The 14,324-nt window shown below is 45.0% G+C and carries 13 protein-coding genes, 1 rRNA gene and 1 other RNA gene; all 15 read left to right on the top strand.

The window, feature by feature from the left end; genetic code table 11:
• The first annotated feature begins 428 nt into the window (after nucleotides 1-428).
• Nucleotides 429-992: a DNA-directed RNA polymerase subunit delta gene (rpoE, locus tag AC3WU2_RS27800; protein WP_379351540.1), complete on the top strand. Its 564-nt coding sequence runs from the start codon at nucleotides 429-431 to the stop codon at nucleotides 990-992.
• Nucleotides 993-1,394: 402 nt separating this feature from the next.
• Nucleotides 1,395-2,996, top strand: a complete 1,602-nt coding sequence (gene pyrG / locus AC3WU2_RS27795; protein ID WP_492458163.1) for a CTP synthase — start codon at nucleotides 1,395-1,397, stop codon at nucleotides 2,994-2,996.
• A gap of 130 nt (nucleotides 2,997-3,126) precedes the next feature.
• Nucleotides 3,127-3,504 carry a response regulator gene (locus AC3WU2_RS27790; protein WP_026264159.1) on the top strand — a complete coding sequence of 126 codons (378 nt, stop codon included), beginning with the start codon at nucleotides 3,127-3,129 and terminating at the stop codon, nucleotides 3,502-3,504.
• A 296-nt stretch (nucleotides 3,505-3,800) separates the two neighbouring features.
• Nucleotides 3,801-5,066, top strand: a complete 1,266-nt coding sequence (gene murA, locus AC3WU2_RS27785) for a UDP-N-acetylglucosamine 1-carboxyvinyltransferase (RefSeq protein ID WP_379351542.1) — start codon at nucleotides 3,801-3,803, stop codon at nucleotides 5,064-5,066.
• 191 nt (nucleotides 5,067-5,257) lie between these two features.
• Nucleotides 5,258-6,607 carry a transcription termination factor Rho gene (rho, locus tag AC3WU2_RS27780; RefSeq protein WP_379351543.1) on the top strand — a complete coding sequence of 450 codons (1,350 nt, stop codon included), beginning with the start codon at nucleotides 5,258-5,260 and terminating at the stop codon, nucleotides 6,605-6,607.
• Nucleotides 6,608-6,638: 31 nt separating this feature from the next.
• Nucleotides 6,639-7,907: a radical SAM family protein gene (locus tag AC3WU2_RS27775; protein WP_379351544.1), complete on the top strand. Its 1,269-nt coding sequence runs from the start codon at nucleotides 6,639-6,641 to the stop codon at nucleotides 7,905-7,907.
• Between the two features lie 130 nt (nucleotides 7,908-8,037).
• Nucleotides 8,038-8,235, top strand: a complete 198-nt coding sequence (gene rpmE, locus AC3WU2_RS27770; RefSeq protein WP_018759368.1) for a 50S ribosomal protein L31 — start codon at nucleotides 8,038-8,040, stop codon at nucleotides 8,233-8,235.
• A gap of 132 nt (nucleotides 8,236-8,367) precedes the next feature.
• Nucleotides 8,368-8,635: signal recognition particle sRNA large type (ffs, locus tag AC3WU2_RS27765), an RNA gene on the top strand.
• A 150-nt stretch (nucleotides 8,636-8,785) separates the two neighbouring features.
• Nucleotides 8,786-10,234, top strand: a complete 1,449-nt coding sequence (locus tag AC3WU2_RS27760) for an ATP-binding protein (RefSeq protein ID WP_492458162.1) — start codon at nucleotides 8,786-8,788, stop codon at nucleotides 10,232-10,234.
• 179 nt (nucleotides 10,235-10,413) lie between these two features.
• Nucleotides 10,414-12,192, top strand: a complete 1,779-nt coding sequence (gene dnaX, locus AC3WU2_RS27755) for a DNA polymerase III subunit gamma/tau (protein ID WP_492458161.1) — start codon at nucleotides 10,414-10,416, stop codon at nucleotides 12,190-12,192.
• A gap of 44 nt (nucleotides 12,193-12,236) precedes the next feature.
• Nucleotides 12,237-12,548, top strand: a complete 312-nt coding sequence (locus tag AC3WU2_RS27750) for a YbaB/EbfC family nucleoid-associated protein (protein ID WP_492458160.1) — start codon at nucleotides 12,237-12,239, stop codon at nucleotides 12,546-12,548.
• A 112-nt stretch (nucleotides 12,549-12,660) separates the two neighbouring features.
• Nucleotides 12,661-13,260: a recombination mediator RecR gene (gene recR / locus AC3WU2_RS27745; RefSeq protein ID WP_018759372.1), complete on the top strand. Its 600-nt coding sequence runs from the start codon at nucleotides 12,661-12,663 to the stop codon at nucleotides 13,258-13,260.
• 171 nt (nucleotides 13,261-13,431) lie between these two features.
• A complete protein-coding gene (locus tag AC3WU2_RS27740) occupies nucleotides 13,432-13,689 on the top strand; it encodes a DUF2508 family protein (protein ID WP_492458159.1) in 258 nt (85 codons plus the stop codon).
• 6 nt (nucleotides 13,690-13,695) lie between these two features.
• The gene (locus tag AC3WU2_RS27735; protein WP_492458158.1) at nucleotides 13,696-13,965 is read left to right on the top strand and encodes a pro-sigmaK processing inhibitor BofA family protein; all 270 of its coding nucleotides are present in this window, start codon (nucleotides 13,696-13,698) and stop codon (nucleotides 13,963-13,965) included.
• 300 nt (nucleotides 13,966-14,265) lie between these two features.
• Nucleotides 14,266-14,324, top strand: a 16S ribosomal RNA gene (locus tag AC3WU2_RS27730); the annotation flags it as partial.

Genomic DNA, 14,324 nt, shown 5'->3' with positions numbered 1-14,324 from the left:
GGCGACAGTTCATCCAGAGCCCACCGTGCTCATGCATAAGGAGTGCATGAGCATCTCCCTGCGCTCCCCCACAAGCGAAGGCGAGGGGGCGCTTCCCTCTGATGAACGTAGCGAATGGAATGAGGGGTATCGGATCGAGAGCGAAGCGTTCGCCTTTGTAATCAGAAAACATCCCCTCCTATCCAATCTAGGTTTTCTGATTACAACAGCGACGAAAGCCGATACCCCCAGTCCAGCAGCCCTCGTTCATCATAAGAGATCTTTCTCTCTTTCTCCTCGGTTTCTCTTCTTCCATATCTTTTAATCTTTCGCTTTTCTCGCCAAGCTTGCATTTTTACCCTAAATAGGTTTTACTTATGTTTGATATGGATATGTTATAGAAGAATGTTTATATGTTGTGAACATTGTGAGAGAGGAAGTGTCCTTCAATGAGCACCCCGTTTCAATTAAAAATTGATCCTGAGAAAGTGCACGAGATTCCGATGGTGGATCTTGCTTTTGAAATCTTAAAAGCTGCGAACAACCCATTTTATTACCGGGATCTGATGAATGAAGTTGCCAAATTAAGAGGTCTATCGGAAGACGAGATCAAAGATGTAGTCGCACAACTGTATACGGAGATTAACATCGACGGTCGGTTCGCATGCGTAGGAACGAACTTATGGGGCTTGAAGCGTTGGTACCCAGTTGAGCGTTCAGAAGATCCAGTGACGAATTCCAAACGTCCGCGTATCATCAATGATGATGACGATGACATGATGGATGACGAAGAATTGTTTGCAGATGAAGAAGATTCATACACTGCGGACGAAGAGGACTTCGACAACATTGATGAAGAGCAAGATGAAATGTACGGTGATGAAGAAGAAGAAGCCGAAGTTGATGATGAAGCTGTCATGGATGACGAGGAACTTGTTGGTGAAGACGAGTCCGAGGAAGACAGTGAAGAAGAAGATGAATTTGACGACTTCGAAGAAGAAGAAGATAAATAACGGACTAGCCGTAAAAATTGTTTTGTCTCGTTAGAAGGGCGGGCTCGCGTTACAGCGGGCCTCTTCTTTTGTCACCCATCCGAATTGCTCCGCATTTGACGACCTAGTACGGGGGATTTTGGACAAGAGATCCACATCTTAGAAAGTCTGTGACGTCACTTGACATGGGACTTGGGACAGAGTAAACTATTTTTCGGGCTTAAGATTTATTTTGCAATTTATATACCTTTGAATGAAAAGTGCCCCGTGGCTACGGGAGTCACTTTTTTGTTTTTTTTATCAAGTTTTTTGGTGAATTAGGTTAGTCTAATACTAACGATTCGCAGTGGATTTTTCTTTTTTTTTGTAGCAGTGTCGGACAGAGCTTAGGCTCTGTTTTAAATGTTTAGGAGGGTATGGATTGTGACAAAATATATTTTCGTGACGGGCGGGGTTGTATCTTCTTTAGGAAAAGGGATTACCGCAGCATCTCTTGGCAGATTGCTTAAGAACAGAGGGTTAAAAGTAACAATTCAGAAATTTGATCCGTACATCAACGTGGACCCAGGGACGATGAGCCCTTATCAACATGGTGAAGTGTTCGTAACCGATGACGGCGCAGAGACGGATCTTGACCTTGGGCACTATGAACGTTTTATCGATATTAACTTGTCGAAGAACAGCAATGTAACGACAGGTAAAGTGTACTCTTCCGTTATTTCCAAAGAGCGTCGTGGTGAATACTTAGGCGGAACGGTTCAAGTGATTCCACACATTACGAATGAAATTAAGGACCGCGTATTCCGTGCTGGACGTGAAGCTGGATCTGACGTGGTTATTACAGAAATCGGCGGTACAGTAGGGGATATCGAGAGCTTGCCGTTCCTTGAAGCGATTCGTCAAATCAAGAGCGACATTGGCCGCGATAACGTGATGTATATCCATTGTACGTTGATTCCATATATTAAGGCTGCTGGTGAAATTAAAACCAAGCCAACACAACATAGCGTCAAAGAACTACGCAGTATCGGGATTCAACCGAACGTGATCGTATGCCGTACGGAGTATGAACTTTCCGAAGATACGAAACGTAAAATTGCATTGTTCTGCGATATCGATGCGAATGCAGTTGTAGAGTGCCGAGATGCTTCGACATTGTATGAAGTACCTCTTAACCTCCGTAATGAAGGTCTGGACGATATCGTTGTGAATCATTTGAAATTAACAACAACGCCTCCGGATATGACCGATTGGGAGAAGTTGGTTGAGCGTGTGAAGCAGCTTCAGCATAACGTTGAAATTGCTATTGTAGGTAAATATGTTGCACTTCATGATGCGTACCTCAGTATTGTAGAATCCTTGTCTCATGCTGGTTTTGATGCGAACTCCGACGTGAAAATCCGTTGGGTGAATGCAGAAGAATTGACAGAGAGCAATGTGGATGAATACCTGAGCGGCGTTCAAGGGATTTTGGTACCAGGCGGATTTGGCGATCGTGGAATCGAGGGTAAAATCTCAGCGATCCGTTATGCACGCGAACAACAAATTCCGTTCTTCGGTATTTGCCTCGGTATGCAGGTAGCTGTCATTGAAGTTGCTCGTAACTTGGCAGGATTGCAAGGAGCGAATAGCTCAGAGATCAATCCAACTACGGATTATCCGGTCATTGACTTGCTTCCAGAACAGAAAGATATTGAAGAAATGGGCGGCACAATGCGTCTTGGATTATACCCATGTAAATTGCAAGATAACACACTTGCACAGCAGTGTTATAATGATGAGCTTGTCTATGAGAGACACCGTCACCGGTATGAGTTCAACAATGAATACCGTGAAATCATTGAGCGTACAGGTCTTGTTATTTCAGGTACTTCACCGGATGGACGTCTGGTTGAAATCGTTGAATTGCCTGGACACCCATGGTTCCTTGCCGTACAATTCCATCCGGAGTTTATCTCGCGTCCGAACCGTCCTCAGCCGTTGTTCCGTGAGTTCGTGAAGGCAGCGCTAAAAGTACAACGCTAATATTTTTACGTTTTTTCCAAGAGCAGGAAGGAATTCGAGTAAATTCCGCGAATATATTTACGGGTATCAAGTTCAGAGGACTGTATCCATGATCCATATATTCGCCTGGTTGCTCTTGGGAGGGAATCGTTTGGAGAAGAAGAAGGTATTAATTGTTGATGATCAGAATGGGATCCGCGTATTGCTCATGGAGGTATTCGGTAGCGAAGGATATCAGACCTTTCAGGCGGCGAACGGGAAACTCGCACTAGAAATTGTTAGCAAAGAAGAGCCGGATATGGTATTACTTGATATGAAGATTCCGGGGATGGACGGCCTTGAAATCTTGAAACATATTAAGCAGATCAAACCGTTTCTTAAAGTGATCATGATGACTGCTTATGGTGAATTAGACATGGTTAAAGAGGCGACAGATCTCGGAGCACTGATGCATTTCACCAAACCGTTCGATATTGATGAGATCCGTATCGCAGTAAATATGCAGCTTCGTGACGGAATACATGCTTAACAGGACCTCTTGGTCCTGTTTTTATTTGGAGAGGAAGCATGTTTACTATTTCGTTCCTGTTTGTGGTATAATACTCGGGTATAGAATATCAATTATTATTGTGATAACAACCATTTATGAAATATGCTCTGAAATAGATACGTGTGGAAAAAACATCGCTTTTCGGTGCACTTCCTTATAAATTTCGCAGAAACGCTAATCCTCCTGTTTGGACGATGAAGTCGTTTCTTCTTGTTTATAGCTTTTTTTCTCTCATTTCTATGAATTGGAACATACATAGGAGGATTTCTGACTCTATGGAGAAGTTAATGATTTGCGGCGGACGTCCGCTGCACGGTACAGTACAAATTAGCGGGGCTAAGAATAGTGCAGTCGCGCTTATTCCTGCTGCAATTTTAGGTGAGACTGAAGTTGTTCTAGATAATTTGCCACTGATCAGCGATGTAGCAACGTATGCGGAAATTCTAGAAGGGCTTGGTGCGGAGGTTAGACTTTCAGGCAATCAAATGGCTATTGACCCATCGGAATTGAAATCTATCCCTATGCCGAATGGTCCAGTTAAGAAATTACGCGCTTCCTATTATCTAATGGGTGCGATGTTAGGGCGGTTTGGTGAAGCAACGATCGGCATGCCAGGTGGATGTAATTTTGAGCCGCGTCCGATTGATCAGCATATTAAAGGTTTTGAGGCGCTAGGCGCTACCGTGACGAATGATTATGGCTCCATTCATGTGTATGCCAAAGAACTGCGCGGCGCGAAGATTTATCTGGACGTGGTGAGTGTAGGAGCAACCATTAATATTATGCTGGCAGCTTCTCGGGCCAAAGGTACAACCGTGATTGAAAATGCGGCCAAAGAGCCTGAAATTATAGATGTAGCGACATTGCTCAATGCAATGGGTGCGAAGATCAAAGGTGCGGGTACGGAGACGATTCGAATTGAAGGCGTCGCAACGATGCATGGATGCAGACATTCGATTATTCCTGATCGCATTCAAGCAGGGACATATATGATCGCAGCAGCAGCAACACGCGGCAATGTGCTAATTGATAATGTAATTCCGAAGCATATGGAAGCTCTCACAGCCAAGCTGCAAGAGATGGGTGTTGGCATTGAGGAGATGGATGAGTCCATTCGCGTCATTGGCGGACCAAATTACACCAATATTGACGTGAAGGCACTCGTGTATCCGGGGCTTGCGACTGATCTGCAGTCTCCGATGATGAGCTTGCTTACACAGGCGAATGGCGTTAGCATGTTGACCGATTACGTATATAGCAATCGATTTAAGAATGTTCCGGAATTGCTTCGTATGGGCGCGAAAATTCGTGTCGAGGGACGTTCAGCTATTACTGAGGGAAGCAAGTTGAATGCTGCCAAAGTAACAGCAACCGATCTACGTGCCGGCGCATCCCTCGTGATCGCTGCGTTAACCGTAGAAGAAGGTGTTACGGAGATTACAGGCGTGGAATACATCGATCGGGGTTATGACAATCTCGTAGAGAATCTTCGTGATCTAGGCGCTGAGGTATGGCGTGAGACACTCGTTCCTGCTGAATAAGCAGGTATTTTCTCGGGAATACTACTAAGATAGATTTTTGTTTTTGCTAGAAATATAAGAATTTATAAGTTTCACGGATAAATTGTTCTTATATTTCCGAAGATACGCTTGCCGTCCTATACGGACGACGAAGTCGTTTCTTCTTGTCTACTTTAATATCGGACTTATTAATGGAATAGGTGGTTAATTGAATGGATCTTCAAATTTCTGATTTGGAAGAAATGAAGCTAACGGAGTTATATAAGTTAGCGAAGCAGTACCAGATTCCTTATTACGGGCAAATGAAGAAGAAAGAACTTATTTTTGCAATTTTAAGAGCGCAGGCAGAGAAGAGCGGACTGATGTTTATGCAGGGCGTATTGGAAATCTTGCCGGAAGGGTTCGGTTTCCTTCGTCCGATTAACTATTTGCCAAGTGCGGAGGACATATATATCTCTGCCTCGCAAATCCGCAAGTTTGACTTAAGGACAGGCGATTTAGTCTCCGGTAAATGTAGACCTCCGAAGGAGAATGAACGTTATTTCGGTCTTCTTCAAGTCAATGCGGTCAATGGTGAGAGTCCAGATACGGCAGCAGAAAGGCTTCATTTCCCAGCGTTAACCCCACTTTATCCGCAAGAGAAGGTTGTTCTTGAATCATCCCCAGCGCATCTCTCGACTCGAATTATGGATATTTTGGCACCTGTAGGACTTGGACAACGTGGCTTGATCGTAGCTCCTCCCAAAGTAGGTAAAACTCTTCTCCTCAAAGAAATCGCCAACAGTATTTCTACCAATTATCCCGAGATCGAACTGTTTGTTCTATTGATTGATGAGCGTCCAGAGGAAGTTACGGATATGCAGCGTTCGGTAAAAGGTGAAGTGGTCGCTTCGACATTCGATGAATTGCCTGAGAATCATATTAAAGTGTCGGAACTTGTATTAGAGCGCGCATTGCGACTTGTTGAGCATAAGAAGAATGTCGTCATTCTCATGGATAGCATCACACGTCTTGCACGTGCGTATAACCTTGTCGTGCCGCCATCAGGCCGTACGCTCAGCGGTGGTATTGATCCGGCTGCGTTCCACAAGCCGAAGCGCTTCTTCGGATCTGCTCGAAATGTGGAAGAAGGCGGAAGCTTGACCATTATTGCTACAGCACTCGTGGAGACAGGTTCACGTATGGATGATATCATTTATGAAGAATTTAAGAGTACAGGCAATATGGAGCTCCATCTAGATCGTAAATTGGCGGAGAGACGTATTTTCCCTGCGATTGATATTCGCCGTTCAGGCACGCGCCGTGAGGAAATGCTCATGACGAAGGATGCGCTCGACAAAGTATGGGCCATCCGTAAGAATATGAACGAATCGATGGAATTTGTAGATAATTTCTTGAGAAAAATCGGTAAAACGAAGACCAATGAAGAATTCTTCGCTACCTTGGATTTGAATGCAACCTCGAGCAGCAGCTCGTCCAGTTCATCGGCACCTCGTCGAACTGCACGGACCGCATCGACTGCATCATCTTCGGTAGGTAGTGGTAGTGGGAGATCGATGTAATTTCGTTTGAATGAGATAGGAGTGCAGCACGATGTATTTGGTGTACGCAGATGAGCAAGGCAATGTATATGATCACCCGGAATTACACGCATTGGCGCGTAGTGCGGATATGATCGTTGAGATATTAGAGGATGAATTAATTCCGCTGCCAGATGGTGCGACGCTTGTTAGCTTACCTTTCACACGTCCGATCGGTCTTGATCCGGATACGGGTGAGATGGTCGCAATGCAGGATAATGTGAATGCCGTGGGCGCGCTATTGCCACAAGGATTTACACGCCTATGTATTCCAAGCTACGTGAAGACGAACAAAGACGAGAAGCTTCCGCTATTCGGTTACTCCGCGGTCGTCTGGAAAGATGGTGCATTCTACGTTACGGCGCACAAGTCGGATGATCCCGAGCAATGGAACCCGATGAACTGTGACCGCGATGAGCTGAAAATTCAGGTTGACCGTTTAACGAAGCAGTTTCCTGAGAATCGGTTGTATCAGCATTTATCCAATTGTGCGTTAGGCTATGAGTGCCTAACCTCTTCGAATACGTTCTTGAATCGGTGGGAAGGTGGCGTGCCTGTATCCTTCTCCTGTAATGCAGGATGTTATGGTTGTATCTCTGAACAGCCTGATGACAGTGGATTCCCAGCACCGCAGACACGGATGAACTTCAAACCGACCGTAGAAGAAGTATCGCAAGTGATGCTGACACATCTCACAACGCCTGAATCCATCATTAGCTTTGGGCAAGGATGCGAAGGTGAACCTTCGACACAAGCCAAAATTATTGTCGAAGCCATTCGGGAAGTTAGAGAGAAGACGCAGATGGGCTATATTAATATCAATACGAATGCCGGATTAACGGACCATATTCGTGCCATTGTCGATGCGGGTCTAGATCTCATGCGCGTGAGTACGATTAGTGCGCTTGATGATCATTATAATGCTTATTACAAACCGCGCGGCTATACATTGAAGAATGTCGAGAAATCCTTGAAGTACGCCTCGGACCAAGGGGTATATACATCGATTAACTATTTGATATTCCCAGGCGTGACGGATCGGGAAGAAGAAGTCGAAGCGATGATCGAATTCGCTCGTCGTACGAATTTGCGTCTCATTCAGATGCGAAATTTGAACATCGACCCAGAGAGTTATTTGGAATTAATTCCGCCGGCGCAAGGTGAAATTCTCGGAATGAAGCAGATGCTTGAGATCTATCAAGCGGAGCTTCCGGACGTTGTCATTGGCTCTTATACGCATGTTCCTCCTGTGCAATATCGACGCAAACAGGTCATGAACTAAGCCCCAATATAAGGACGATGAAGCCGGTTCTTTTTGTATTGCAGTCCATGTGACAACATGCTATAATGCATCTATTGTGTCAATATACTCTGGGGTCGCAAAGAGCCCAGGGCGGAAAGAGGTGAATTCGATGAAACAAGCGATTCAGCCGACGTATCACATCACCACAGTTACTTGCGCATGCGGCAATGTATTTGAAACAGGATCCGTGAAGCCAAACCTTCGCGTTGAGATTTGTTCCAACTGTCACCCGCACTTCACTGGCAAGCAGAAATTTGTGGATGCTGGTGGTCGTGTCGATAAATTCAAAAAGAAATACGGCATCTAATTTGTCTTATCAAGAATCTCCCTGGCTCTTTCATGAGTGCAGGGAGTTTTTTTGTCGTCATTGACGCGTCAACATTTGTTAAATATTCGCAAAGGTTGCGCTTTGTACAGATATAAGCTATACTTGGTTTTACCGTGCTAGATGGGGAGGCAGCGGTGCCCTGTAACTCGCAATCCGCTATAGCGAGGTTGAATTCCTGTCCGAGGTCTTGTCGATGTGAGGTTTGGTCTTTACATGCGATGTTGACGGTCGGGTCCTCCGCAATGGATGTCTATGAACCTGGTCAGGTCCGGAAGGAAGCAGCCATAAGTAGGAAGTTCTATGTGCCGGAGGGTGGCCTGACCCGAGTTGTTATGTAAGGGTGCCACTCGGATCGCAACGATCAGAGACAGGTGCACGGTACAACCTTACGAATAGAACACCAGCGTAACGGAAGTTACGAATGGTGTTTTTTTATGCTTATTTTTGACAAAAGAAGGAAAAGTGTGATTCGAACCGAATATAACAAACATAGGGTTAATATGTCATGTTGAGGTATCGGGGTGAATGTATGATGTCAGAGTTCATTGCGCCGGGGTTAGACTTTACTAGGGAAACCTATAAGTATTACGTGGACAGACTCCCTCATATGTTAGCTCTTCTCGTGGATCAGGGCGGTGTGGTAAGGTGCTGTAATGCGCTTTTTGCCAAGGTGCTGGGCTATGACCTTGAAGATGTGTTGGGTCAGTCGGTGCAGACATTTTTTGTTGAATCCTATTCACTCGGGGAGCTTATGACTCGCTTTCATGAACAGATGCATAAGAATCAATCGTATTTCAGGATCCATGCCGAAGCGAAGAATGGCGATGTGATCAAGGCAGATACGACGATTTTATCCATCCACTTGGACGGAGAACCAATGTATTCGATTATCATGAGCCATACACGGAATATGCGTGAATTAAGCCTATTGCAACAGTTCTCAGGTGCATTTATACGTGATGTGAACCTGGGTGTCATCATTATGGACCGTAATTTCAATTTAGTAGAAATTAGTGACATGGCTTGCCGAATTCTTGGGATTCAGAGTGAAGATGTCATGAATAGACCGATGCAGGATATTTTTTATGGTATGCCATTGGAACATCAGCTGGTTCAACGTGCCATCTTAGACGGGGTTATCGTACGCAATCACGCGATGTCTTGGATGAATAACCAGGACCGGTATGAACTGCTCATGGACTCGAACGTGCTGAGGGATGAGGAAGGCGACATTGTTGGAGCCTATGTTATTTTCAAAGACGTATCGAATCTTAGATCCTTGGAAGAGCAAGTGAATCGGAGCGATCGCCTCGCGATGATCGGACAGATTGCTGCGGGAACGGCGCATGAGATTCGGAATCCGCTTACTTCGATTAAGGGATTTCTGCAGATGTTCAAGAAAACGATGCAGGATAAGGGATTAGAGAAGGAGCACGGTTACACAGAGATCATGCTAAATGAATTGAACCGAATCAATGATTTGGTTAGTGAATTCTTATTGCTTAGCAAACCCAAGCATGTATCGTATGATATTGTGGATGTATATACCATCATTAATGAAATGCTGCCAATCGTAAGTAATGAAGCGATTCTGTACGATGTTGCTGTCGTATTCGATGATACAGGTCCGGTTCCGAAGATTGTTGCCGACCGTGAGCTATTGAAGCAAGTGTTTCTCAATATATGTAAGAATGGTATTGAAGCAATGGTGGATGGCGGAATATTATCGATTTCCGTTCGGACGGATTCGGCACAACGTATTTGTATCGAGATTCATGATACAGGTCCAGGTATTCCGGTATTTATGATCGACAAAATTTTTGATCCGTTTTTTACGACGAAGCAAGAAGGCACCGGGCTCGGGCTATCCATTTGTCAACGGATCATCCATGATATAGGTGGCGTAATTCGTGTATCCTCGAAAGGATTTGGAACGACTTTTACGGTCTCCATTCCTTATCATGGTGAGACAGTATGAGAAAATTAGAAGCTTAGTATGAAAAGGTGCCCTTTCCAAGTAGAAGGGCTATTTTTTTGCGGAAGTTGATGTAGTATAATGTGATCAACCCTCTTCTTGAGGACGAAGTATTCGAAAACATCCATAATGTTGTGGTAATATAGCTTATGTACAGCGACATGTTGAAAGAGGTAACTGCGATGGCTCATATAGCGTTATATCGTGCTTGGCGACCGCAGTCGTTCCAAGACATGGTGGGACAGAAACATATTATTCAGACACTTCAGAACGCGCTGCGCGAACAGCGGTATTCCCATGCCTATTTGTTCAGTGGCCCTCGCGGAACAGGCAAGACGAGCACGGCCAAAATTTTGGCGAAGGCGATAAACTGTGAACATGGACCCAGTGTGGAGCCTTGTAATACTTGTGATGCCTGTATCCGGATTACGGCAGGTTCTGTCATGGACGTGGTTGAGATCGATGCTGCATCGAATCGCGGGGTGGATGAAATTCGAGACCTGCGAGAGAAGGTCAAGTATGCCCCGACCGAAGTAAGGTGCAAGGTTTATATTATCGACGAAGTCCATATGCTAACAACAGAAGCGTTTAACGCGTTGCTCAAGACACTTGAAGAACCTCCAGCGCATGTCATGTTTATTCTTGCGACGACAGAGCCGCATCGACTGCCGGCGACGATTCTTTCACGTTGCCAACGATTTGATTTCCGTCGTGTATCTTTGCAGGAACAAGTCGAACATTTGCAGAAGATATGTGAGCGTGAAGGAGTCTCTGCAGAGGAAGATGCTCTATCCTACATTGCAAGACTATCTGATGGTGGGATGCGAGACGCGCTAAGTTTGCTCGACCAAGCCGCATCTTTTACGGATGGACAGATCACCTACAAACAAGTGATGGATATTACAGGTGGTATTCCTTCGGAACAATTTGCTGATCTGGCAGAAGCTATTCAACGACATGATATCTCGTATATCTTGACGGCGATTGAGGGGTTTATGCAAGATGGGAAGAGCGCTGACAAATGTGTAGAGAATCTCATTTACTATTTCCGCGATTTATTGATGGTCAAGATGGTCCCTCATGCTGATGGTATGACCGAACGCTTGATGGACTCAGAGCGGATTCGAATAACTGCGGAAGCTTTTGAAGCGGAACAGTTATTCCGAACCATCGAGATCTTGAATCAATATCAAGTGGAAATGAAATATGCCACGAATCCGCAGACGTTATTCGAAGTGGCAATGCTTAAAATCTGCACAATGCATGATGGAGCACCTGCGGGTGGTGTGAAATCCTCGACTGTTACGTCCATGAGTACGGCGGATGTAGCGTTAATCAAACAACTAGAGCAGCAAGTTGCGACACTAGAGAAACGAGTAGAGCAGCTGATGCAATCAGGCGCAGGGTCCGCACCGGCGAATACAGAAGGTTCTTCCTCAGGGCGAGCTAACTCGGGACGTGGAGCAGCTGCGGCAAATCGGACATCGATCGTCGCTAAGATTCCACCGAAGATGGATCTCTACATTGCGGGGAAGGACACGACTTCATTCGTCCAGATTCGGTCTCAATGGGGTCGCGTGCTGCAACGTGTCAAGGAAGAGAAAGTCACGATTCATGCATGGTTCATGGATGGAGAACCTATCTCGGCAACCGAAGATGCTGTACTCGTAGGTTTTAAGAATACGATTCATCGGGAGACGACGGAAAGACAGGCGAACCGGGAAGTCATTGAACGTGTGATGAAGGAAGTGCTTGGTGCATCATATAAGCTGATTACGATGATGCTTAAGGACTGGAATTCGGTTGTCACCGATCAAGCAGAGACTGCAGGTGAATTGCAGCTCGTTCATGAAGATGGAGCAGGTGCACCGACTGCAGTTGAGAAGAATTCTTCAGAACCATGGGTAGACCAGGCGATCGAGATGTTTGGTGAAGATCTTGTTGTGATTAAGGAAGAGTAAATAATTATGGAAATACCACTATAAGCTAAAGGGGATTGAGAACGATGAACAATATGAACCAAATGATGAAGCAAGTGAAGAAAATGCAGGAACAAATGTTGAAGGCTCAAGAAGAATTGGGCGGCAAAATGATTCAAGGTACTTCTGGCGGCGGCGCAGTTACTGTCGAAGTGAATGGTCATAAGAAAATTTTGTCCATCGCGATCAAACCGGAAGTGGTAGATCCAGAAGATATCGAAATGCTTCAAGATCTTGTAATGACAGCGGTGAATGATGCTTTGACGAAAGCGGAAGATATGGCGAATGATGATATGGGTAAATTTACAGGCGGTATGAAAATTCCTGGCTTGTTCTAATTATCTCGTGAATAGATAAATCGATCATAATAATTCTCGCAGGAACGCTGCTCTCCTTGAAGGATGATGCAGCTGTTTCTGTTTTTGAGGAGTTTAGAAGGGGACACGGCCAGTGTATTATCCTGAACCGATAGCTAAATTAATCGATGCTTTTACCCACTTGCCGGGTATTGGACCGAAGACGGCAGCAAGACTTGCTTTTCACGTGCTGCGAATGAAGGAAGATGATGTGATCGACTTTGCGAAGGCGCTGGTTAATGTGAAGCGCAATCTGCATTATTGTTCGGTATGCTGCAACATAACAGATGTAGACCCGTGTCGAATTTGTCAGGATAAGAGCCGGGATAACTCTGCGATTTGTGTAGTCCAGGAATCGAGAGATCTCGTTGCAATGGAACGGACGAAGGAATTTCAAGGGTACTATCACGTTCTCCATGGCGCCATATCGCCAATGGAAGGAATCGGCCCGGATGAAATCCGAGTTGCGGAGCTATTAAGACGATTAAGTGATGAACGCGTGCAGGAGTTGATCCTCGCGACGAATCCGAATATCGAAGGGGAAGCCACGGCGATGTACTTATCGAGATTGGTTAAGCCATTCGGTATCCGCGTAACGCGTATTGCTCACGGTCTGCCGGTGGGCGGGGATTTGGAATATGCAGATGAAGTCACCTTGTCCAAAGCGCTTGAAGGGCGCAGAGAGATTAATTAATTCATATGATTTGAAATGTTGAGCTCTATTTCATAGGGCTTTTTTTGTTTTTTTAGGTTCTAAGTTTGTCCTTCCGTTGATATGAATGGGATAGCGGCAAACGGTAAAGGTGCTGTAGACACCATTATCGTGCTGGTTGTTATTCGTAAAATGGACAAGGAGGGGCTTGGTATGGCTTGGTGGAAATGGTGGAATCGGGATGCAAGAGTGTTATTGGAACAGACGGTGTCTGAGAAAATGCTATTGTACAGAGAGATCTGTATCGCTAAACGTGAGTGGGAGAACGCTCATGCATTGTTCCAAGAGGCGACAGAAGTCGATGAAATTGATTATGCGATTTACTTGCTAGAAGCGACAGAGAAGCGATATGACATGCTGATCAAGAAGGCCAAACGTATTCAATTGAGTGTATTGATGTTGAACGCTTAGGGAGGGATGATGATGAAGGTCATATTGGCAATCCTACTCGGAGTTTCTTTGTTGCTTCTTGCATACACCTTATTGAAGTATCGCCTAACGTGGCGCTGGCTTAGTATATTTGCTGGCCAGATTATCATTGCGGCGGTAGCGATTTATACTGTCAACTATAGTGGACTCATCTCAGGTCTTCATATTCCGCTTAATCCTACAACGATGGCTACAGCAGTGCTGTTGGGTATCCCAGGCGTACTTTTATTGGTTTGTATAAAATTAACAGTGATATAGTTATTGACTTCCCTAAGCATTCTATGATAAATTAAATCTCGCCGCTCCGAACGGAGCACAAAATTGAAGAAGCGCTGAAGAGTGCGACAAAAAACTTCAAAAAAAGTGCTTGACTAAAAGAACGGCGATGTGATATATTATAAAAGTCGCCGCTGAGACAACGGGCGACAAGAAATGAGAGTTTTCGATAGAGAACTTTCGGAAATGATTGATCTTTGAAAACTGAACAACGAGTGAATTAAAGCGATAAATGAGATCAGTAATGATCTCGCTAGCAAGTTTATGAGCAAGTCAAACACTTTATTGGAGAGTTTGATCCTGGCTCAGGACGAACGCTGGCGGCGTGCCTAATACATGCA

The sequence above is a fragment of the Paenibacillus sp. EB106-05-06-XG162 genome (genome assembly GCF_058791655.1).
Note: the sequence above shows the minus strand (reverse complement) of the source record. Positions and strands in the feature narration are given on the sequence as shown.

Excerpts from the sequence above, each read along its gene's own strand:
- rpoE (WP_379351540.1), top strand. The coding sequence starts at position 429 with ATGAGCACCCCGTTTCAATTAAAAATTGATCCTGAGAAAGTGCACGAG.
- AC3WU2_RS27760 (WP_492458162.1), top strand. The coding sequence starts at position 8,786 with ATGATGTCAGAGTTCATTGCGCCGGGGTTAGACTTTACTAGGGAAACC.
- AC3WU2_RS27740 (WP_492458159.1), top strand. The coding sequence starts at position 13,432 with ATGGCTTGGTGGAAATGGTGGAATCGGGATGCAAGAGTGTTATTGGAA.
- AC3WU2_RS27750 (WP_492458160.1), top strand. The coding sequence starts at position 12,237 with ATGAACAATATGAACCAAATGATGAAGCAAGTGAAGAAAATGCAGGAA.
- AC3WU2_RS27775 (WP_379351544.1), top strand. The coding sequence starts at position 6,639 with ATGTATTTGGTGTACGCAGATGAGCAAGGCAATGTATATGATCACCCG.
- rho (WP_379351543.1), top strand. The coding sequence starts at position 5,258 with ATGGATCTTCAAATTTCTGATTTGGAAGAAATGAAGCTAACGGAGTTA.
- rpmE (WP_018759368.1), top strand. The coding sequence starts at position 8,038 with ATGAAACAAGCGATTCAGCCGACGTATCACATCACCACAGTTACTTGC.
- AC3WU2_RS27735 (WP_492458158.1), top strand. The coding sequence starts at position 13,696 with ATGATGATGAAGGTCATATTGGCAATCCTACTCGGAGTTTCTTTGTTG.
- dnaX (WP_492458161.1), top strand. The coding sequence starts at position 10,414 with ATGGCTCATATAGCGTTATATCGTGCTTGGCGACCGCAGTCGTTCCAA.
- murA (WP_379351542.1), top strand. The coding sequence starts at position 3,801 with ATGGAGAAGTTAATGATTTGCGGCGGACGTCCGCTGCACGGTACAGTA.